This is a genomic window from Massilia sp. Root133 (genome assembly GCF_001426525.1).
Classification (GTDB): Bacteria; Pseudomonadota; Gammaproteobacteria; order Burkholderiales; family Burkholderiaceae_D; genus Telluria; species Telluria orientalis.
Map to the genome: position 1 here is coordinate 35076 of NZ_LMEW01000033.1, position 20671 is coordinate 55746.

Annotated in this window: 16 protein-coding genes; 8 read left to right on the plus strand and 8 right to left on the minus strand. The window is 64.1% G+C overall.

Annotation, left to right across the window (positions count from 1 at the left end):
- The first annotated feature begins 7 nt into the window (after positions 1-7).
- Both ASD28_RS22605 and ASD28_RS22610 read left to right on the plus strand, forming a co-directional pair.
- Entirely contained in the window at positions 8-337 is a 330-nt protein-coding gene (locus ASD28_RS22605; RefSeq protein ID WP_229412304.1) for a hypothetical protein, read from the plus strand.
- Positions 337-1104, plus strand: coding sequence for a PP2C family serine/threonine-protein phosphatase (locus ASD28_RS22610; RefSeq protein WP_056133724.1), 768 nt, complete (start codon positions 337-339; stop codon positions 1102-1104). Before ASD28_RS22605 ends, ASD28_RS22610 begins: the two co-directional genes overlap by 1 nt.
- Positions 1105-1111: 7 nt before the next feature.
- Here ASD28_RS22610 and ASD28_RS22615 read toward each other — a convergent pair whose 3' ends face one another.
- The 3 genes from ASD28_RS22615 to ASD28_RS22625 are packed head-to-tail and all read right to left on the minus strand — an operon-like array spanning position 1112 to position 6206.
- Positions 1112-2365, minus strand: coding sequence for a sigma-54-dependent Fis family transcriptional regulator (locus tag ASD28_RS22615; protein ID WP_056133727.1), 1254 nt, complete (start codon positions 2363-2365; stop codon positions 1112-1114).
- Between the two features lie 5 nt (positions 2366-2370).
- On the minus strand, positions 2371-5427 hold the full coding sequence (locus ASD28_RS22620; protein WP_056134762.1) for a peptidase domain-containing ABC transporter: 3057 nt from the start codon (positions 5425-5427) through the stop codon (positions 2371-2373).
- Between the two features lie 14 nt (positions 5428-5441).
- Positions 5442-6206 carry a peptidylprolyl isomerase gene (locus ASD28_RS22625; RefSeq protein ID WP_056133729.1) on the minus strand — a complete coding sequence of 255 codons (765 nt, stop codon included), beginning with the start codon at positions 6204-6206 and terminating at the stop codon, positions 5442-5444.
- A 422-nt stretch (positions 6207-6628) separates the two neighbouring features.
- Between ASD28_RS22625 and ASD28_RS22630 the strand changes: the two genes are divergently transcribed.
- From ASD28_RS22630 to ASD28_RS22645, 4 genes are all read left to right on the plus strand, one after another.
- Positions 6629-7957: a hypothetical protein gene (locus ASD28_RS22630; protein WP_056133731.1), complete on the plus strand. Its 1329-nt coding sequence runs from the start codon at positions 6629-6631 to the stop codon at positions 7955-7957.
- Positions 7958-8024: 67 nt separating this feature from the next.
- Entirely contained in the window at positions 8025-11162 is a 3138-nt protein-coding gene (locus ASD28_RS22635; protein WP_162252954.1) for a TonB-dependent receptor, read from the plus strand.
- 54 nt (positions 11163-11216) lie between these two features.
- Positions 11217-11543, plus strand: coding sequence for a DUF1496 domain-containing protein (locus ASD28_RS22640; protein ID WP_056133735.1), 327 nt, complete (start codon positions 11217-11219; stop codon positions 11541-11543).
- Between the two features lie 161 nt (positions 11544-11704).
- Positions 11705-11917 carry a hypothetical protein gene (locus ASD28_RS22645; protein ID WP_056133738.1) on the plus strand — a complete coding sequence of 71 codons (213 nt, stop codon included), beginning with the start codon at positions 11705-11707 and terminating at the stop codon, positions 11915-11917.
- A 62-nt stretch (positions 11918-11979) separates the two neighbouring features.
- Here ASD28_RS22645 and ASD28_RS22650 read toward each other — a convergent pair whose 3' ends face one another.
- The 5 genes from ASD28_RS22650 to ASD28_RS22670 form a co-directional block, all read right to left on the minus strand.
- On the minus strand, positions 11980-12525 hold the full coding sequence (locus ASD28_RS22650; RefSeq protein WP_056133742.1) for a hypothetical protein: 546 nt from the start codon (positions 12523-12525) through the stop codon (positions 11980-11982).
- 103 nt (positions 12526-12628) lie between these two features.
- Positions 12629-13609, minus strand: a complete 981-nt coding sequence (locus ASD28_RS22655; protein ID WP_056133744.1) for an NAD(P)H-quinone oxidoreductase — start codon at positions 13607-13609, stop codon at positions 12629-12631.
- Between the two features lie 194 nt (positions 13610-13803).
- A complete protein-coding gene (locus ASD28_RS22660; protein WP_056133746.1) occupies positions 13804-15078 on the minus strand; it encodes a c-type cytochrome in 1275 nt (424 codons plus the stop codon).
- Entirely contained in the window at positions 15075-17324 is a 2250-nt protein-coding gene (locus ASD28_RS22665; RefSeq protein ID WP_056133750.1) for a molybdopterin cofactor-binding domain-containing protein, read from the minus strand. The genes ASD28_RS22660 and ASD28_RS22665 overlap by 4 nt, the downstream gene beginning before the upstream one ends.
- Complete coding sequence (locus ASD28_RS22670) at positions 17321-17827, minus strand: (2Fe-2S)-binding protein (protein WP_056133753.1); 507 nt, start codon at positions 17825-17827, stop codon at positions 17321-17323. The genes ASD28_RS22665 and ASD28_RS22670 overlap by 4 nt, the downstream gene beginning before the upstream one ends.
- A gap of 239 nt (positions 17828-18066) precedes the next feature.
- On the opposite strand from ASD28_RS22670, the gene ASD28_RS22675 reads away from it, so the two are divergent.
- Both ASD28_RS22675 and ASD28_RS22680 read left to right on the plus strand, forming a co-directional pair.
- Complete coding sequence (locus ASD28_RS22675; RefSeq protein WP_056133756.1) at positions 18067-19011, plus strand: LysR family transcriptional regulator; 945 nt, start codon at positions 18067-18069, stop codon at positions 19009-19011.
- Positions 19012-19223: 212 nt separating this feature from the next.
- On the plus strand, positions 19224-20663 hold the full coding sequence (locus tag ASD28_RS22680) for an NAD-dependent succinate-semialdehyde dehydrogenase (protein WP_056133759.1): 1440 nt from the start codon (positions 19224-19226) through the stop codon (positions 20661-20663).
- Positions 20664-20671: the final 8 nt, after the last annotated feature.

A 20671-nucleotide genomic window follows, 5' to 3' on the forward strand; every position in this document is an offset into this window, starting at 1 on the left:
CAAACCGATGAACCAAAACGACCAGCCGCTGTCTTTCAATCAGGAGGCCCACATGGCGCACATCAGGATCGATGACCTTCGCGTCGAGCGCACCCTCGACGCGCGCGCGATGGCGCGTGTCCGCGGCGGCGACGGCGCGGCGTGGTGCTTCGGCTGGATCCAGGCTTATCTGCCCGAGCAGTTACGCGCTTCACCTGTCATCAATTTTTACCAGATCAACAATTACGCGGACCAGATGATCAACCAGTTCCAGACGGTCAGCGTGAGCAATTCGGCGCCGAACGCGGTGGTGACCGTCGGCGTGGATGAACGGAGTACCAACAACGGACACGTCTGATGGGCGAGACGCTGCAACTCCGCTGGACCTCGGCGGCGCGCACCGACACGGGACTGGTGCGCACGAATAACGAGGATGCCGTGCTGGACCGGCCGGCGCGGCGATTATGGGCCGTCGCCGACGGCATGGGCGGTCACGCGTTCGGCGAAATCGCGAGCCGGATGACGGTGGAGGCGCTGGACGCGCTGCCGCCGGAAGACGCGCTGCAACAAGCCGTCGCCGCGGCGCGCGTGTGCCTGCTCGAAGTGAACGGCCTGCTCGTGGCGGAGGCTGCCGCGCGCAACGTGCCCGTCATCGGCACGACACTCGTCCTGCTGCTGGCCTCCGGCCGCACCGCCGTCTGCGTCTGGGCCGGCGACAGCCGCATTTATCTCTGCCGCGGCGGCAGCCTGCACCAGCTCACACGCGATCACAACCAGTTCGAGGAACTGCAAACGCGGAACCACCTGTCTCCTGCCGACGCATCGGCCTACCCGGGCGCGACCATGATCACACGGGCGCTCGGTGCGACCGCGGCCCTGGAGCTGGACGAAGTGCAGGTGCAAGTGAGCGACGGCGACATCTTCCTGCTCTGCAGCGATGGCCTGAGCAATGCGGTCAGCCCGGAGGCCATGTTCGGCGCGCTGACCGGCGGCGACTGCGCGCAGGCGGCCGATACGCTCGTCCGGCTCGCGCTGGAAGCCGGTGGACGCGACAACATCTCCGTCATCGTCGTGCGCGCGGACGACGTCGAGGCCGACCAGACCATCCTCAATCCCTCCTTGTGAATCGTTGCTAATGCCGGCGAAAATCCTTCGAATGCAGGCCGTGCTTCTTCAGCAGGATCTGCAAATGGGAGCGGTTCATGTCCCAGCGCCGCGCCAGTTCGGCCACGGTGCCGCCGACGTCCTTCAGGCCGCGTTCCAGGCACGCGCGCTCGGCGTCGTCGCTGGCCGCACGCTTGGCTTCGGCCAGCGAGGCCGGCGGATCCGGTGCGGCCGTCTCGATCCGCGCAGGCGCAACGGGGCGGATATCCTCGGGCAGGTGCGCGATGTCCGCGGTGTCTCCGGCAAGGCAGGCCAGGCGGTACATCAGGTTGCGCAATTCGCGGATGTTGCCGGGGTAGGTGTAGTCGAGCAGGAAGGCGCGCAAGACCGGCGTCAGCGCGACCGGCCGCCTCTTCAACGCTTCGGCCGCCTCGTCACCGTAATAGGCCAGCAGCAGCGGGATCTCGTCCTTGCGCTCGCGCAGCGGCGGCAAGGTCACGTGGATCACGCTGAGCCGATAAAACAGGTCTTCGCGAAACTGGCCCAGTTCGATCAGCTGGCGCAGATTCTTGTTGGTGGCGGCGACGATGCGGGCGTCGACGGCGATCGTCTCGTCCGAGCCCACGCGCTGGATCTCGTGCGACTGCAGCACGCGCAGCAATTTCACTTGTCCCTGCAGCGGCAACTCGCCGATCTCGTCCAGGAAGATCGTGCCCTTGTGCGCGCTTTCGAACTTGCCCTTGCGGTCCGTCGCCGCGCCGGTGAAGGCGCCGCGCTTGTGGCCGAACAGTTCCGATTCGATCAGGCTCTCGGGAATGGCGCCGCAGTTGACGGAGATATACGCTTTGTCGGCGCGCGCGCCGTTCGCATGGATCACCTTGGCCATCAATTCCTTGCCCGTACCGCTTTCGCCGTCGACGAGGACGGGCAGGTCGGTCGGCGCCGCCTTTTCCGCGATCTCGAGCGCGTCCAGCAGGCGTGGGTTGTCGCCGAACGTGCCTTCGAACACGAAGCTGCGCGCGAGCAGGGCCTGGCGGCGCTCGCCCGGGATCGGCTCCGGCGCCGCCTGGCTGCCGACTGCTTGTATGAAACGCTCCGTGTGCGACAGTTGCATGACCTCGTCGCGCACGGCATTCGCCTGGCGCAGCAGCTTTTCGATGTCGGGCCGGTCCAGGCGGCTGGCCCAGCGCAGGGTCGAGCGCAGGATTTCCAGGCGCTCCAGCAAGCCCGCGTATGACATCGACGATGCGCCCTGCGGCAGATCCTGGTTGAACAGTTTCATGATAATCAAGCTGCGGCCAATTGCTTCTGCACGAGCTCGTAATACATGCCGCGCCCCGCCAGCAGCTCGTCGTGCCGGCCTTGCTCGACGATGCCGCCCTCGTACAGCACGACGATTTTATCCGCCCGCATGATCGTGCTGAGCCGGTGTGCGATGATCACGGCCGTGCGTCCCGCGAGGATCTCGTGCATGTTCGCGATGATGTTGCTTTCGGACTGCGTATCGAGTGCCGACGTCGCCTCGTCGAACACGAGCAGGCGCGGATCCTGGTACAGCGCGCGGGCGATGCATAAGCGCTGCACCTGGCCGCCGGACAGCCCGACGCCGCGCTCGCCCACCACCTGCTCGTACCCGAGCGGCATCTTGCTGATGAAGGCGTGCGCATCGGCCATCTTCGCGACCTGCTCGATGCGGCGCCGGTCCGGGCTCTCGTCGCCGCTCGCAATGTTTTCCGCGATGGTGCCGGAAAACAGCAGATTGCTCTGCATGACGTAGCCGACCTGGGCGCGGTAATAATCCTTGTCGATCGCGCTCATGTCGTAACCGTCGACGAGGATCTTGCCGTCCGTGGGTGCATAAAAGCCGACCAGCAGTTTCGCCAGCGTCGTCTTGCCCGAGCCGCTGCGGCCGACGATGGCGATCAGTTCTCCGCGGCGGATGTCGATGCTGATGTTTTCCAGCACATAGGCCGTGTCGTTGCCGCCATAGCGGAAGTACACGTTCTCGAATTTGACGTCGCCGCGCAGGTCGGGCAGCACGACGCGGCTGGCCGCCTCGCTGGGCTTTTGTTCCGGTTCGATGTCGAGCACGTCGCCGAGGCGTTCCATGGCAACGCCCGCGTCCGCCAGCCGGCTCCACAGCGCGACCAGCCCCATCAGCGGCGCCAGCACACTGCCCATCAGGGCGTTGAAGGCGATCAGCTGGCCGATCGTCAGCTCGTGGTCGAGGACGAGGCTGGCGCCGGCCCACAGGATCGCGATCGTCGTGCCCGCATTGAGCAACTGGCTCGCGAGGCCGACGAGGATGTTGAATTGCTGCGCGCGGTACTGCGTGTCGAGCGCCTTCACGTACTTCTTTTCCCACTTCAGGCGCACGGGGCGCTCGCTGCCCATGCCCTTGATCGTCTCCACGCCGCCCAGCGCCTCCATCAGGAAGGCGTGCGCATCGGTGGAGGCGTTGAAGACGTCGCGCGCGTACTGCTTGATGTGCGGCGTCGTCAGGATCGTCAGCGCCATGATCGGGATGACGAACGCGATCAACAATAAGGTCAGCTTGACGTTGTAGACGAACAGGATGGAAAAATAGATGAACACCATCAAGAGGTTCAGCAACGTCGTGACGGTGGATTCGGTGAGGAAGGCCCGGATCGTCTGGTTTTCCTGGAAGCGCGCGACGATGTCGCCCGTCTTGCGCTTGGCGAAGAACGAGAACGGCAGCGACATCGTGTGCTTGAAAAACCCGGCCATCATCGAAAAGTCGAGATTGCGCACCATGTAGTTGGCAAGGTAGGCGCGCACGGTCGCCATCAGCTGCGAGAACACATTTGAAATGACGAGCCCGGCAATCAGGAGATGCAGGAGGCTGACGTTCTGGTGCACGATCACGCCGTCCAGGATGTTCTGGATGATCAGGGGCGGCACGATGCCCAGCATCTGGATTACGAACGTGGCCAGGAACAGATGCAGCAATATCTTGCGATACGGCCGCAGATAGCCCACGAAGCGCAGCCACGGCGAGCGAAGGGCGGCCTGCGCCGCCATGTCCTGGCCGGGCGTGAAGACGAGGCAGGTGCCGCTCCAGCCCCGCTCGAACTCCTCGACGGACATCTTGCGGAAACCCACCGCCGGATCGGCGACCCAGATGGTGCGCGGCGAGATGCCGTACACGATCACGTAGTGGTAGCCCTCCCAGTGCACGATGAAGGGCAACTCGAACCCCTGCAGCGCATCGAAGGTGCACTGCACGCCGCGCGCCGAGAAGCCGAGCGTCTCGCCCGCGCGCGCGAGGCTGTCCAGGGTCGCGCCCTGCGTGGTGACGTTGGCCAGTTCGCGCAGCTTGCCGAGCGTAATCTGCAGGCCGTAGTGGCGGCACAGCATGGCGAGGCAGGCCGCGCCGCAATCCATCTCCTCCGCCTGTTCCACGAGGGCGAAACGGCGGATCACGCGCTCGCCGGACTCGGGCTCGGCGAGGTCCAGCCGCAGCGGCCGCTTGCGGCGCTCGGCCAGCTTCTTTTGTCGCTCCAGCTCCCGTTCGACGAAGCGGATGCGGTCTTCCAGCACTTCGCGCAGGCCAGCGTTGCGCTCGAGGATCATGTGTGCCGTCTTTTCGGGGATGACGAGCAGGGTAGCGGCAGATACCGCCACGGCCGACGCCATCTGTTCCTGCCGCATCAAACACGCCTTCTCGCCGAACATGTCGCCCGCCTGCAGGGTGGCCAACGTCAATTCGTCGGCGCCGTCGTGGTAGACCAGTTTCACTTGCCCCTGGCGCAGCACGTACAGGCGGCGGTCGTCGCGCCCGTCCTGCCTGAGGATTTCCTTGCCGGCCGGGACGCGCTTGACGCCCACGCTGCGCACCATCTCTTCCAGTTCTTCCTTGCCGACCTTGCCGCGCAAATCGAACAGGCGCGCCACGAGGCCGCCGGCGGAACCGATCGCGACATAGCTCGTGACGAAATCGAGGGCTTGCGGATTGCGCGCCAGCACGGGCTCGATCGCCGCGCGCGGGATCAGCCACAGCTCCGTCTTCAGCGATGCACGTGCCGACAAGTCATGGTGGGCGTCGCGCAGCATGGCGATGTCGCCGAACGTCTCGCCGGTCTTGCGTACGCCGATGCTGAGCTCCTTGCCGTGCTCTTCGGAGAACACGCGCACGCAACCGGATTTCACCACATACAGCCCCTCGGCCGGGTCGCCCGCCTTGCAGATCGTCTCGCCGAACGCGTAATGGCGCACCTGCACCGCGTCCGCCAGCTGTTCCAGCGCCTCGCGCGCGAGCGGCGACAGGATCTCCACGGATGCCAGGAAATCCGTGGACGGCGGCGCTCTGGACGGCGTTTCCATGATGACTGCCAGGCTCAGCGCGTTGGACACGCTTCGATCACGTGCTCCTGCGCGCGCGCCACCAGCCACGCTTCGCGCAGCAGGCGGCGTACCTCGGCGGCCGTGTCGGCATCGAGCGTGGCCGGGTGTTTCGCGTTGACGCAAAAAATTTCCCAGCACGCGCCATCGGGGGATGGAAACGGTCCGAGCAGTTCGCCCTCGCGCGCATTGAACACGCGCGCCTCGATGTCGCCCTTGAGCGAGCCGCGCAACACCTTGCCGATGACGCCGCCCTGCTGGCGCGTGCCCTCGTCGACGGCGTGTTCGCGCGCCATCTCGGCGAATGCCTCCGGCTCCTCCTGCAGCACCGACAACATCTCCCGCGCCGCGCCTTCGGAATCGAGCACGACGTGGCTGATCTCCACGCTGTCGAAGCGCGGCGAATTGAGCTTGAAATACTGCGCGACGGCCGCTTCGCTGCACACCTGCTCCAGCATCTTTTCCTGGTACAGGCCGTCGATGATGTACGCCTCGAACTCGTCCAGCGAAACGCCGAGCGCGTCGAGATAGTGGTTGGTGTCGGCCGCGCGATGCAGGCCCAGCGCGCGGCGGAATGCATCGGCACGTTCCTGGACCTGCTCGGGCGCGAGCACGAGGCCGGCCTGCCGCGCGGCGCGCGCCGCGAGGCGGTCGCGCACCATCTGCTCGACCAGGCCTTCGAACTGTCCGTTCAGCTTCAGCGTACGGATGAAGTCATCCGTCGTGATCACTTCGTCGTCGATGCGCACGATGCCTGCCATGGTCACGCTCCTGCGTCCGGTCGATGTCCGGGGCAGGTGTTAGAGCGCGCGGTAAAGCTTAGGTTCGCAGTCGTTCGACGTTGCAAATCAACAACACAGCCGGGGCGTGTTTCCCCGCGTGTAATCGGCAAAAACCCAACGGCTGGTGAATTTCATGTCCTGCCTTAAAGGTTATTGTAATTGTGGCCATGCCGTTGCCAATGGCATCATAAATCATGAGAATGTCCGTTATATATAAAGAACAATAACGGTTGAAGCACGATTGGAGCCCCGCGCTCCCGGGCATTCCCGTCCCGATACCAGTCCAGTGCATCCCTTCGGAAGCATTCGCCCGACGCGTGTCCTCACGCGGTACGGAGCCATGGGCTCGTGAAAAACGCATCAATACGACAGAGAGGAACAACACCATGAGGAGAGAAGCGATGAAATTCCATGTTTCTGCGATTGCACTCGGCTGCATCGCACTTCTGAGCGCCTGCGGCGGCGGCGGCGGCGGCGGTACTGACGGGGGCGCGGAGCAGACCATCAGTTTTCAGCTCCCGTTCTCGGGCGAGGCGTTGATCGGCGTGCCGCCCAACTCCGCAACGGCCACGCTGAAGGCGACGGCGAGTTCCGGCGGCGCCGTGACGTTCACGTCGAACACGCCGGACGTTTGCAGCGTCAGCGGGGATCAGCTGACGCTGTTGAAACTGGGCGAGTGCTCGGTGACCGCCACGCAGGCCGGTGCCAACGGCTACGCGCCGGTCTCGCAGCGCCAGATCTTCGTCGTTCCCAAGAACCCGCAGATGATCGCCAAGTTCCCGAACCCGGGCTGGCAGCCGCTCGATACGAAGCCGGTGCAGTTGTCCGCCACCTTCACCTCGGGCCTGCCGGCGAAATTCACGAGCAAGACGCCTGACGTGTGCTCGGTCAGCGGGACGACGATGACCAAGCTTGCCAACGGGATGTGCACCGTCGTCGCCGAGCAGGAGGGTAATGACTTCTATCTGCCGGCATTGGTGACGGGGAAAGATACGATGTCGGTGGCGATGGCGCAGTTCATGCAGAAAAACATTCCGATCGGTACTGAACTGCCGGCCAAGATGACGTTCCTGACCGGCTACAAGGACACCGACAACACCAACGAAGGCCTCATTGGCCATTTCGGTAACCAATGGTGGTGCGACAGTTGCGATCGCGCTGCTTCCGGCGACAGCTTCACCTTCACGGCAACGTCCGATGCGCCGCCGGACGCATGGTGGTATAGCCGCGCGTCGTTCCAGTTCTTCGCAGCCGGCCTCGCAGACGCCGATCTCCTGTCGCCGGACGGCACGTACCGGGCCGGCGTCAAGGAAACCGCTCTCACCGCGCCGGGCGCCGCGCCCAAAGGCCTGCAGCTCGAGATCCAGTCGGCGCTGCATTTCAACCTTGCGCAAAATCCCGAGTGGTTCGGCGCGGCCAACAACAAGTTCAACGTCGAACTCTTCCTCGGTCACTTCAACCAGAAGGACGGCAAGGCTTGCAACGTGGCCCTGAAAGCCACCGTCCAGCCGACCGCCGCCGCCGCCACGAACTACAGCGTCGGCCTCAAGGATCAGTTCGCAATCAGCGAGACCTGTGGCCTGAGCGGGCTGGACATCATGAACGAAGTGCAGAACTACCCGGTCATCGAGATGCGGTTCTCCGCGGTACAGCCGAATGGGCAGGTGAAAAACGCAGCGTCGAAGTACCAGACCCAGTTCAAGCTGACCGGCCCGATCTACTTCCAGTGACATTCGACTGACATTCATGGCCACCGCACGGCGGTGGCAACCAAGGCATAGACAAAGGACATCAATAATGACAAGAGATGAGACGAAGGTCGTCAGGAAAACGATCAAGATGACCGCGCTGGCGATGGCCGCGGCGCAGTTCGCGATGCTGTGCGGCAGCGCGCAGGCGCAGACGACCGACGGCGCCACCACCACCGTCGTGGTGACCGGCCAGCGCAAGCAGCTCGAGACCGCGACGGCGATCAAGCGCGATTCCGACCAGATCGTCGATGCGGTCGTCGCCGACGAAGCCGGCAAGCTGCCGGACCGCTCGATCACCGAGGTGCTGCAGCGCGTGGTGGGCGTCACGATGGACCGTAACCAGTCGCGCCAGGGCGCCTCCCTGGCCGCGAACGGCCTGGAATTCAACGTGGAAGGTTCGGGCGTGCAGGTGCGCGGCCTGTCCTGGGGTTCGTCCACGATGAACGGCCGCGAAACGTTCTCGGCCGGCTGGCCTGGACGCGAACTGAGCTGGGGCGACGTGCCGCCGGAACTGATGGCGGGCGTGGAGGTCTACAAGAATCCGTCCGCCGACCTGATCGAAGGCGGCATCAGCGGCCAGATCAACCTGCGCACGCGCCTGCCGTTCGACGCCCCGGGCCAGTATGGCGCGCTGACCACCACGGGCAATTACGCCGAACTGGGCAAGACCAAATCGCCGGGCTTCTCGGGTCTGTACTCGAACCGGTGGAAGACCCGCGCCGGCGAATTCGGCGCACTGGTGGATTTGTCGTTCAATCGCACCAAGTTCCGCTACGACACGATCGACCAGAACGTCTACTACCCGAGGAGCGACCTCATCAAGGGCCAGACGGCATGGGTGCCGGGCGGCGGCGACTGGGGTAGCAACAACGAAGATACCCGCCGCGTGGGCTTTTATGGCGCGTTGCAGTGGAAGAAGGACAACCTGGAGTCGTCGCTGACGTACTTCGACTCCGCCTTCCATCAGGTCAACGCGAACATCCAGATGGGTGTCAACCCCGAGAACCCGTACAAGACCGTTTATACCGACGCCAAGTTCAACAGCGCCGGCGTGTTCCAGTCGGGCATCCTCAGCTATCCGATCGGCGGCAGGGGCGCGAACCAGTTCGTGGACGGCGGTCTCGCCATGAACACCACCCAGAACTTCCGCGACGTGCATGGCCGCACGCGCGAGCTGGCGTGGAACTTCAAATGGCGCGTCAACGAAAGCTGGTCGTTCCAGAACGATCTGCAGTGGGTGCACGCCACCAACAACGGCAATTACGGCATGCTCAACCTCGGCACGTTCCTGCCGAGCGAAGGCCTGGACGTCTCCGGTTCGCGGCCCGCGTTCAATTTCAACGACAAGGCGGTCGCCTTCATGGCCGATCCCCGCAACTACTTCTGGGGCATTTCGCAGCCTGAGTACAACCGCGCCAAGGCGGATCTGTACGCCTGGAAACTGGATGGCAAATACAGCTTCGACCATCCGGTGCTGCGCGACGTCCGCTTCGGCGTACGTATCACGGAGCGGAAGTCCCGCAAGGACAAGAATGCCGGTTCGGGCTGGAAATCCTACCAGGAAGAATGGGGCGTGAAGGAAACCGACGTCCCGGGGCAAATTCCGCACCTCGAAAGCTGGGACTGGCAGCGCCCGAACTTCGGTTACTTCAGCGACCCGAAATACGCAGCGCTGGGCAACGTTCAAGCCTTCTCGTTCCCCGACTTCTTCAACGGCAGGATGCCTGCACCGCCGACGTTCGTCGTGCCCGCCGCGTCGATGGTCAGGAACATGGCCTCGTACAGGAATCTGTTGACCGTGCTGCGCTATAACTGCGAGGACGACAACAGGCTGACGGGCGCGACGAGCGATTGCTCGACGGCCGGCGCCGATTGGCGCCCGCCTGGCTTCAGCACCGAACCGCAATACGTCAGCCGGCACAGCGAAGGCACCCAGGCCCTGTACGGCAACCTGCGCTTCGGCTTCGACAACTGGAAATATCCGGTGGACGGCGTCGCCGGCGTACGCGTGGTCCGGACCAACACCGTGGCCCATGGTTACACGGTGTTCAAGCCGAGTTATAGCGAGACCACCAATCCGAACGTCCCGCGCTTCGGCGAGATCAGCGATCCGATGGATCTCAAGTCCAGCCACGTCGACGTGATTCCGAGCCTGAACCTGAAGGCGAGCCTGACGGACAAGCTGCAGGCACGCGTGGCGCTGTCGCGCGGCATCTACCGTCCTGGTTTCGATCAGCTGCAGGAGTACATCACGCTGTCGCAGAACGTGATCAACGATCCCAATGACAGCAAGAAGATCACCACCATCGCGTACACCGGCACCAACGAGGGTAACGTGAAGCTGAAGCCGCTCAAGTCGAACAATGTCGACTTGACGCTGGAATGGTATCCGCGCCCGGGCCAATCCCTGACCGCTGCATTCTTCTACAAGCAGGTCAAGGACATCATCATGAACGAATCCTATACGAGGACGTATAAGGATCTCGCCGGCAACGATATGGAGTTCACGATCACCGGCCCGGCCAACGCGGCCAAGGCCCGTGTGCGCGGTATCGAGCTGGCCGGCATGACCTACCTCGACCACCTGCCCGGCGTGAGCGACTACCTGCCGGACTGGGCGAAGGGTTTCGGCGTGTCGTCGAACTTCACCTATATCGAAGGCAAGCAGCAGCTGTACCACCCGAACCCGTCGAATTTCTGCCCGTCCGGCGGCGAGCTGAAGGGATCTGCAGCGCTGTATGGCTGCGACACCAACGGCATCCCGTACAAGGATCTGCCGGTGCCGTACATGTCGAAGCGCGCCTTCAACATGGCCTTCATGTACGACCGCGGCCCGGTGTCGGCGCGTCTGGCGTATTCCTGGCGTGACCGTACCTTGCTGGCGACCGGTGTCTATGGCGCCAAGGGCTCCAACGGCACCAGCGCCGATCCGGCGCACGTGGACGACAAAGGCAACCCGCTGCAGGATGCGGGCTTCGGGATTCCGGTGTGGCAGCTGCCGGTGGGCCAGTGGGATGCGGGCATCAACTACCGCTTCAGCGACCACTTCTCGGGCAGCTTCAACATCAGCAACCTGACCCGTACGGTGACGAAACAGGTCAACCAGCAGACCCCTGGCGACATGGGCCGTTCCTGGTTCGATCCGGGCCGCAGCTTCCGCATGCAGGCCACCTACGTGTTCTAACCTGAAGTGCCGCGCCGGTGCGAGCCGGCGCGGCGTTACCTGAACAGGAACGCAATGAAATCGATGTTCATCACGGCCGCCGCATTGGCGGCCGCATTCGTCGGACCCGCCAAGGCCGCCGACCCATCCTACTGTTTTTACCAGGACCAGAAGTTTTCCGAAGGGGCCGCGTTGAATGGCCGCGTGTGCACGCGCGGCAATGCCATGGGCAAAGGCGGAGATTTGATCTGGGCACCACAAGAGGGCTCCGGACTCCCAGCCATGCAGCAAGAGGTGGAACGCATCCGCATGCAGACCCAGCTCGTCCAGGCCCGCATCGGCTTGGCCGAGATGGAAGCCCGGTATCGTGAAGTGGCGGCCAAATCGTCCGGCAAAAACTGATCTTCCAACAGTCTCAGGCGATGTGTTGGTCCCGCACCAACACAAACCGCCGTCCATGCCGGCCTGCCCGTTACGCGGCAGGTGGCATGCTCCCTGCATGGTGGGAAGTGGGCGGGTGACATGCGCGCCGTTCCACTTCCAACCATTCGAGGAGAACCATCATGAACACATTGATTATCGAAGACCTGGCCTTTGACGACACGGCGCCGGCCGGCTCGCGAGTGCGCTCGCTGTCGAGCGAGGAGATGAAGCGGGTATCCGGCGGCCGGGCGATCAGCGTGCTGGTCGATGGCCGGACCGCCGGCACCGTGGACGATTTCTCGCTGAATATGGAGATATTCAAAGGGAACATCGGGGGGCCGATGGTGCTGTGACCATGGTCTCCCCGTGCGGCCGTGCGGCCTGGGCCGTACGGCCTACGTCATGGTGGCGCCGCTTAGAGCGCGGCGCGGCGCGCCGCACGCGCAATGCTTTCCGCAAACAACGGGGTTTCGCGGCGATTGTGGTCGCCCGACGACTGCTGGCGGTCCGACTGGGCCTTTTCCCAAGAAATACCGTGTTCCTTGATGAATTCCAGGAATTCCTCGGTCGGATGCGAGACGACACTGTTCGTGTACTCGCAACGCGTGTCGTCGATCTTCCTGACGCTCAGGTCCCAGATCACCTGGACCTTGGTGCGGCCGTTCGGGGTGAACACGTCGGACGTGGACACCATCCTGCAATGCGCGGCTTCCGTGACCTCGCCCACGTAATGCTGGACGACCAGGCCCGTGCCGATCATCTCGACGTTGATCGACATGCGACGGCCGTCGTCGGTAAAGGTCGCGCCGGCGGCGATGTGATCCGGAGGCGCGCAACGCTGGTACTCGGCGTCAGGCAGCGAGAACAGCCATTTGGCGATGTCGACTTTTTCGAAAGGCACGTCGATGACGTGGCTGAATGCGGATTGCGACAGGATCAGATCGTTACGAATGACAGTCATGACATTTCTCCTAAAGTGGCATGCCGCGCCCCGACAGGGCGATCGCATACCGGTTTACCAACAACGGTGAAAATTGCGGCGATGACAGGGCACAAGCAAACGTTCAAGTGGTCAGGACAATCTTCCCGACGTTCAGCCCGTCTTCCATGCGCTTATGCGCGGCGCCGGCTGCGGCGAGCGGGAACGTGCTGTCGATGACCGGTACGAGACGACCCTTGGCGAACTCGGGCAGCCAGCGTTCCTTGAAGCGGCGCGACATGCCGTGCTTGACGTCCTGCGTGCGCGACTTCATGACGGTGCCGATGATCTGCAGGTGGCGATACAGCAGACGGTCCAGCGGCATCTTCGCGTTCTCGATACCGCCCATGATGCCGATCTGGACCAGGCGCCCGCCAAAGCCGAGCGAGTTCACATTGCGCTCGAAGTACGGCGCACCGATGAAATCGAGGATCAGGTCGACGCCGCGGCCCTCGGTCAGCCTGGCGATGACTTCGGCGAAGTCTTCCTTCTCATAATCGATCGCGTGGTCCGCGCCGAGCTTGTGCACGAGATCGTGGGCCGATGACTGTGCCGTGGCGAACACCGTGGCGCCCAGCGCATGCGCCAGCTGCACTGCGGCGCCACCAACGCCGCCTGCGCCCGCATGGACGAGTACCGTCTCGCGGGCTTCCAGCCGGCCCAGATGAATCAGCGCTTCGTGGGCCGTTACGAAGACCTCGGTAATCGCGGCGGCCTGCACATAATCCAGGCTCGCGGGAATCGGCATCGCCATGCGGTAATCGATGCGCGAGACTTCCGCATAGGCGCCGCCGCCGACAATCCCCATGACGCGATCGCCCGCTGCGAAACCCCGCACCTCATCGCCCACGGCGATCACGTCGCCGGCGATTTCCAGCCCCATGATGGTCGAATCGCCGAAGTCAGGGCGTCCGTAGCCGCCGCGGCGATGCGTGAGGTCGGCGCGGTTGACGCCGGCGGCGCGGGTGCGCACCAGCAGATCGTGGGGCCGCAGCACCGGCTCCAGTACCTCGCCGATCTTGAGGACGTCTGCTGCGCCGAACTGGTCGAAGATGATCGCTTTCATGTTTGCTCCTTCAAAGATGTGGATGAGTGGTTACGCTGGATGGCGTCGATCCGGTGCGCCTCGTGACCGCCCTGCTTCTGCGTCGTCGTGCAGGAGAAGAGCCGAAACCAGAATAGCGGCGTACGGCCGGGCTGATAATCCGGCGCTGTCGACAAACCGCTATGCGCGTTTCGCACAAGTGCGCGACAAAGACACTACTGGCGGCGCTGCTGCGCGACCATCTCAGGGGTCACCTTCCCCTGCTTGCCGCCAAATTGATAAATCACGTAATTGCTCACCTGCGCGATCTCGGCATCGCTCAATCCGCCCGCGAACGAAGGCATGAACACGTCCTGCCCCGCCACGCGCATGTGTGTGCCGTGCAGGAGTGTCTGCATGATGTTCCGGCCGGATGGATCGTTGACCGACCGTGCGCCCAGCAAGGCGGCGTACCGGGATTGGGTCCCCTGGCCGTTCCACTGGTGGCAGCTTGCGCAACTGCCTTCGAACAGCCTCAAGCCTTGTTCAAGCTCTGCCGGCGCTGCAGCCATACGCCCCGGCTTCGGATTCACGTCGACGGGGTCCTCGCCGGCGCGCGCGGGCACGCTGCGCAGATAGGTGATCAATGCGCGCGTATCTTCCGGGTCCAGGTACTGCAGGCTGTTCTCGACGGCCTCGCCCATCGGGCCACCGGCCGACCCGTGGCCGGGCGCGTGCCCGTGCCTGAGATACTGGTACAACGCCTCGTCGGTCCAGCGGCCGATGCCATGCACCGGGTCCGCGGTGATGTTGGGTGCGCGCCAGCCTTCCACGATCGTGCCACCCAGTTCGTTACCGTGATCGAGCGCGAAGCCGATGTTCCGCGGCGTGTGGCATTCTGCGCAGTGGGCAAGGGCGAGGGCGATATAGGCCCCGGTGTTCCATGCCGTCGACTTGTCCGGTGCGACGGCGAAGCGCGCGCTCTTGAAGAACACCGCGTTCCAGAATCCCATTGCCCAGCGCTGGTTGAACGGGAAAGCGAGTTCGGGCTGCGGCGTCTGCTGGCGGGTCGTGGACAGGCTGAAGAGGTATGCCTTGATGGCCAGGACATCTTCACGACTCAACATCGAATAAGAGGTGTAGGGAAACGCCGGGTAAAGCCGCTTCCCGTCCCGACGGATACCGTCGTGGAGCGCCCGTACGAAGTCGTCGTCGCTCCAATCGCCGATTCCGGTTGCCCGGTCCGCCGTGATGTTCGACGAATACAGCGTGCCGAAGGGAAGCTTGAACGCGAGCCCACCCGCGAAGGGCTTGCCTCCCGGAGCGGTATGGCAGGCGACGCAATCGGCGGCGCGCGCCAGGTATTCGCCCCGTGCGATGCGCGATGCCGTCGGGGGCGCACCATGCACCGCCGGCGCGGTACCCGCGGCGGGATCGGAGCGTGTCAGGTAACTGTAGGCGCCGATCCCGACGGCCAGGCACAACGGGACCAAGAGGAAGAGGCGTTTCATGCGGTGTGCTCCCGCAAGTTGTCTCCCGTTCGATGTTCATTGGCGAAGGGGCGCCTGTTCAGGGCCAGTGTCTCCCTGCGTATCGGGAGTTCGCGCAAGCGGACGCCGGTCGCCGCGTGGATGGCATTACACAGCGCCGGCGCGGCGATCGCGGTGCCGACTTCGCCAATCCCGCCCGGCGCCTCGGCGCTGTCGACGATCACCACATCGACCTGTGGTGTTTCGTTCATCCGCATCATGCGGTAATCATTGAAATTGCCTTGTTGGATGGCGCCTTGTTCGATGGTGATCTCGTTGAACAATGCGGCGCTCAGCCCGAACAGGAGGCCGCCTTGCAGTTGCGCTTCGATGGAACCCGGGTTCACCGCGATGCCGCAGTCGACGGCGATGACCGCGCGCCTGAGCCGGACATCCCCTTGTACATCGACCTCGACTTCGACCATCGCGCAGACCTTGCTTCCGAACGGTTCGCCCACTGCGACGCCGCGCCCGACATGCGCAGGCAACGGACCGCCCCAGCCCATCTTCGCCGCCGCCCGTTCGAGGACGGCCAAGGTACGCGGATTGTCGTGCAACATCGCCCGGCGCCAGGCGACCGGATCGGCCTTGGCACGATAGGCGAGTTCGTCGAAAAAACTCTCCACGACGAACAGGTTGTGCAATGCCCCGACGCCGCGCCACCACCCGACGAGCAAACCCACCGGCATGTCATGCCGCACCCATTCGACTTTCATGTGCGGTATGGCATAGGGAAGATCGGCCGCGCACTCGATCGCGTCGCCGTCCAGGCCGTTCTTGCGCATGCCGCCCGGACGCCAGCGGCCAAGCACGGTTGCGCTGCAGATCCGGTCGCCGAACCAGACCGGATAGCCCTGCTTGTCGACGACCGCGGAAACGACATCGTGGTACATCGGCCTGACGATGTCGTGCCGGATGTCTTCTTCACGCGTCCAGACGATTTTCAGTGGATAGGCGACCAGCCTGGCGAAGGCGACCGCCTGGTCGACATAGTCTGTCTCCAGCCGCCTTCCGAATCCTCCGCCCAGGTACTGCGCATGCAGCGTGATCCTCTCGATCGGCAGGCCGGTGATCTTCGCCGCATTGGCCACCACGCGGGTTGGCACCTGCGTACCGGCCCAGATCTCGCACCCCGACGACGTTACGTGGACGGTCGCATTGAGGGGTTCCATCGTGGCGTGCGCGAGCATTGGCAGCCTGTAGGTCGCCTCGACGCGGTCTCCGCCAGGCCGGCTTCCCGTGTCGCGGCCGACGATCGCGCGGCCCTTGGCCTGGCTCGCTGCCAGCGCGCCGCGCAGGTCCTGCGTCGTCAGTGCCGCGTTGACGCCATGATCCCATTCGATGTCCAGCGCGTCCAGTCCGCGTTTTGCGGCCCAGAAATGCACCGCGACCACCGCGACGGCGTTATCGATGTGTAGTATGTCGATCACCCCGGGAACGGCACGGGCCGCTCGTTCATCCACGTGTGTCAGTCTGCCGCCGAAGGTCGGGCACGCTTTTACGGTGGCAACGCGCATTCCCGGCACGCCGACATCGATGCCGAACCGGGTCGCACCGCGAACCTTGTCGTGGGCGTCCAGCCGCGCCATGGGCTTGCCGATGAGACGGAACGCGCTGGCATCCTTGAGTTTGACGTCGCCGGGGTCCGGCAACTTGCCGGCCGCGACGGCAACCTGGGCATAGCGCAGGCGTCGTCCGGAAGCGCGATGATGAATGACGCCGCGTTCGACGGTACAAGAATCGGAAGGAACTTTCCAACGCGCCGCCGCTGCGGCGACCAGCAAGGTACGAGCGACCGCGCCAGCCTGGCGCAGTTCCGTGAACGTACTGCGTGTACTCGTCGAGCCGCCGGTAATTTGCGCCTTGAGAATCTTCATCCCGTACAGTGCATCGCTCGGCGGCGCATGCTCGACGCGAATCTGGTCAAGGCCGACGTCGAGTTCCTCAGCCAGCAGCATGCACGATCCGGTGTAGATGGATTGCCCCATTTCGACCATCGGCATCACCAGGCGGATGGCGCCGTCGGCATCGATCCGCACGAAAGCATTCGGCGCAAAAACGGAATCACCGTCGTCCGCGGCGGCGCGCGCATCGCCGGCCTGCCGATGCGGGTCGACGAGCGCCATGGCGGACCTGGCGGGTCCAAGCCAGCTGAAAGCGACGGCGAGGCCGCCTGCCTTCAGGAACGCGCGGCGCCCGGCAGCGACGTCGTTGCGATGTCCGCTCATGGCCGTCCTCCCCGAGCAACCAGCGGAACAACCTGAGCGGCTTCCACGTTGCCGGTGGCGGCCTGCTTGATGGCTGCCCTTATCCGCACATAGGTAGCGCAACGGCAGATATTTCCGGACATCGCGGCATCGATGTCGCGGTCCGTCGGCGCGGGAGTACGATTCAGGAGCGCGGTGGCCGCCATGATTTGCCCGGACTGGCAATAACCACATTGGACGACATCGACGGCGAGCCAGGCATCCTGGGTGCGTTTTCCGTTCTCGGTGTCGCCGATTGCTTCGATGGTGGTCACCCGGCGGTCGCCCACCTCGGACACGGGCAGGACGCACGACCGTACCGGCGCGCCATCGAGATGGACGGTGCAGGCGCCGCATTGCGCAATCCCGCATCCGAATTTGGTTCCGGTCATGCCGAGGATATCGCGCAGTACCCAAAGCAGAGGCATGTCGGCGGATGTATCGAGCACGTGTGAGTGGCCGTTGACTCTGATGGTGTAAGACATGGTTTGCTCCTGAAATTCGTCGTGTATCGCTTAATTCAGGTTAGCAACGAACACCGGCTCGAAAACACTGACATTTGGTATAAACGGTTTTGCACGTTATGCACAACCGGGATGAGTCCTCTTGCGACGTATTCGTGTTAGGGTGGCGGCCCTTATACCAAGGTATAGGTGCATGAAAATCCGTCTTCTTTTCATGTGATAATCGCGCGCTGAATCTCTTACCTGTGCAGGGGGCGCGCATGCTGACGGATCGATTTGCCGAATATCTCGGGGTCTTCGCCGACGTGGCCCGCGAAAGCAGTTTCTCCGGCGCGGCGCGGCGCAGAGGCATCACGCCGTCGTCCGTGGCGCGCCAGATCGATGCACTCGAATCGCACCTGGACACGGCGCTGTTCCTGCGCTCGACGCGGATGCTCACGCTGACCGAATCCGGGGAGGCCCTGCTGGTGCGCGCCCGTCGCGTCCTCGACGAACTCGACGATGCACAACAGGAGATCGCCTCGATGAAAGGCGAGGTGCAGGGCGTACTGCGCATCGCTTGTTTTCCCACGTTCGGCCGGCGCTACGTGATCCCCGTCGTCGCCAGGCTGGCCGTGCAGCATCCGGCGCTGCGTGTCGAACTGGACTTGACCGAACGTCTCGCCGACCCCGTGTCGGAACGGCTGGATGCGGTGATCCGCATCGGCAGCCTTGCCGACAGCACGCTGATCGCCACGCGCATCGCCAGGCAGACCCGCTTGCTGTGCGCAAGTCCCGCCTACCTGGAGCGTCGCAGCGTGACCGGATGTACGCCTGATCAGCTCAGGGAACACTGCCTCATCGACAAGCTGCACGGCAACGACCTGCTTGGATGGGCGGATCTGCTCGGCCAGCCCATCGGCGCCGGCCAGGCGGTATTCCGGTGCGACGACTTCGAGGCGATGTTCCTGGCGGTCAGCGCCGGCATGGGCATCGCGCTGTTGCCCGACTGGGTGGTCGGTCCCGCCATCAAGGAAGGCAAACTGGTACACCTGTCGCCGGAGTCGTGTGCCTTGCCCTGCATGCGGACCGACATCCATCTGCTGCGTGCGCTCGCGCAGCCTGCAGTCAAGCTGCGGACCTTCATCGATGCCCTCAAGACGTATATCGGCGCACCCGAGTTCTGGGCGGTTTCATCCGATACACCGGAGCACCGCGCGTCCTGACGCGACTGCCATGGCATTGTCCGGCGAACGGACATGCCGGCCTGTTCCATCCACACCTTGATCCTCCTGGGCCGCGCGCACCGCGCGCCGGGCGTTTGTGCATTCGCTGCAAAGCCGTTGTGGGCGGTCACCGGATTATCAAGCGGGCGCGCAAGACCTAATCTTCTTCCTACGCAATGTCCACATCGAGACCTCTTCCGGAAGGAACCAACATGAAAACTCTTTCGTACGACCCTTTGTATCTGTTCATCGACGGCCGTTGGCTGGACGCGGAGGGGCGCGACACCGTTGCCGTCGTCAACCCTGCAACGAATGCCGTGCTCGGCCGCCTGCCGCTGGCCGACGCTTCCGACCTGGATCGTGCACTGGCCGCCGCCGAACGCGGATTCGCGACGTGGCGCCGTACCGCTCCGGCCGAGCGCGCACGTATTCTCAAGGCCAGTGCCGACCTCATGCGTGAACGCGTCGAACACATCGCGACCCTGATGACGCTTGAAGAAGGAAAACCGCTCGTGGAAAGCCGTGACGAAGTGCTGCGCGCGGCCGACTATTTCGAGTGGTTCGCGGAAGAGGCACGCCGCATCGACGGCCGCGTGGTGCCGGCCAACCGTCCGGGTGTGCTGCAACTGGTCAAGCGCGAACCGATCGGCCCGGTGGCCGCCTTCACGCCATGGAATTTCCCTGCCATTACGCCGGCACGCAAGCTGTCCGCCGCCCTTGCTGCCGGCTGCAGCGTGATCATCAAGCCCGGCGAGGAAAGTCCGGCGGCCGCACTGGCCTTGGCGCGGGCACTGGACGACGCCGGCCTGCCGAAGGGCGTCCTGCAGGTCGTGTTCGGCGTGCCCGACGCCGTGTCCTCCCAGCTGATCGCGTCGCCGGTGATCCGCAAGGTGGCATTCACCGGATCGATGCCCGTCGGCCGCCTGCTGGCCGAACGTGCCGCGGCAGGCGTCAAGCCGATCACGCTGGAACTGGGCGGGCACGGTCCTGTGCTGGTGTTCAGGGACGCGGACCTGGACGCCGCCGCCGTCGGCGGTGCCGCGAACCGCTTCCGCGGTACCGGCCAGATCTGCATTTCCTCGACGCGCTTCCTCGTCCAGCGAGACATCTATCCCCGGTTCACCGAACGCTTCGTCGCCGCCACCCGCGCACTCGTCGTAGGCGACGGCCTGGACGCCTCGACCCAGGTCGGTCCGCTCGCCAACGCGCGCCAGCTGGCAAAAATGGAGTCCCTGGTCGAGGACGCCGTGCGTCAGGGCGCGCGACTGCTCACGGGCGGCAAGCGCATCCCCGGTCCGGGATATTTCTTCGAGCCGACCGTATTGGCCGACGTCCCGATGAGTGCGCGCGTCATGCACGAAGAGCCGTTCGGCCCGATCGCGGTACTGCGTCCGTTCGACGGTCTGGACGACGCGCTGACGGAAGCGAATCGCCTGCCCTATGGTTTGTCCGCGTACGCATTCACCCGCGATGCCCGCACCGCCATCGATGTCGCCGATGGTCTGGAAGCCGGAATGATTGGTATCAACCAGTATCGCATCGTCGCTACGGAACTGCCTTTCGGCGGCATGAAGGAAAGCGGCATCGGCTCCGAAGGTGGCGCCGAAGGCATCCACCATTACCTGGTCAATAAATTCATCAGCCAGATCTGAACCCGTCT

What these genes read in the sequence shown, in the direction of transcription:
- ASD28_RS22605 (WP_229412304.1), top strand. Translation starts at nt 8, where the DNA reads ATGAACCAAAACGACCAGCCGCTGTCTTTCAATCAGGAGGCCCACATG.
- ASD28_RS22610 (WP_056133724.1), top strand. Translation starts at nt 337, where the DNA reads ATGGGCGAGACGCTGCAACTCCGCTGGACCTCGGCGGCGCGCACCGAC.
- ASD28_RS22615 (WP_056133727.1), bottom strand. Translation starts at nt 2,365, where the DNA reads ATGAAACTGTTCAACCAGGATCTGCCGCAGGGCGCATCGTCGATGTCA.
- ASD28_RS22620 (WP_056134762.1), bottom strand. Translation starts at nt 5,427, where the DNA reads ATGGAAACGCCGTCCAGAGCGCCGCCGTCCACGGATTTCCTGGCATCC.
- ASD28_RS22625 (WP_056133729.1), bottom strand. Translation starts at nt 6,206, where the DNA reads ATGGCAGGCATCGTGCGCATCGACGACGAAGTGATCACGACGGATGAC.
- ASD28_RS22630 (WP_056133731.1), top strand. Translation starts at nt 6,629, where the DNA reads ATGAAATTCCATGTTTCTGCGATTGCACTCGGCTGCATCGCACTTCTG.
- ASD28_RS22635 (WP_162252954.1), top strand. Translation starts at nt 8,025, where the DNA reads ATGACAAGAGATGAGACGAAGGTCGTCAGGAAAACGATCAAGATGACC.
- ASD28_RS22640 (WP_056133735.1), top strand. Translation starts at nt 11,217, where the DNA reads ATGAAATCGATGTTCATCACGGCCGCCGCATTGGCGGCCGCATTCGTC.
- ASD28_RS22645 (WP_056133738.1), top strand. Translation starts at nt 11,705, where the DNA reads ATGAACACATTGATTATCGAAGACCTGGCCTTTGACGACACGGCGCCG.
- ASD28_RS22650 (WP_056133742.1), bottom strand. Translation starts at nt 12,525, where the DNA reads ATGACTGTCATTCGTAACGATCTGATCCTGTCGCAATCCGCATTCAGC.
- ASD28_RS22655 (WP_056133744.1), bottom strand. Translation starts at nt 13,609, where the DNA reads ATGAAAGCGATCATCTTCGACCAGTTCGGCGCAGCAGACGTCCTCAAG.
- ASD28_RS22660 (WP_056133746.1), bottom strand. Translation starts at nt 15,078, where the DNA reads ATGAAACGCCTCTTCCTCTTGGTCCCGTTGTGCCTGGCCGTCGGGATC.
- ASD28_RS22665 (WP_056133750.1), bottom strand. Translation starts at nt 17,324, where the DNA reads ATGAGCGGACATCGCAACGACGTCGCTGCCGGGCGCCGCGCGTTCCTG.
- ASD28_RS22670 (WP_056133753.1), bottom strand. Translation starts at nt 17,827, where the DNA reads ATGTCTTACACCATCAGAGTCAACGGCCACTCACACGTGCTCGATACA.
- ASD28_RS22675 (WP_056133756.1), top strand. Translation starts at nt 18,067, where the DNA reads ATGCTGACGGATCGATTTGCCGAATATCTCGGGGTCTTCGCCGACGTG.
- ASD28_RS22680 (WP_056133759.1), top strand. Translation starts at nt 19,224, where the DNA reads ATGAAAACTCTTTCGTACGACCCTTTGTATCTGTTCATCGACGGCCGT.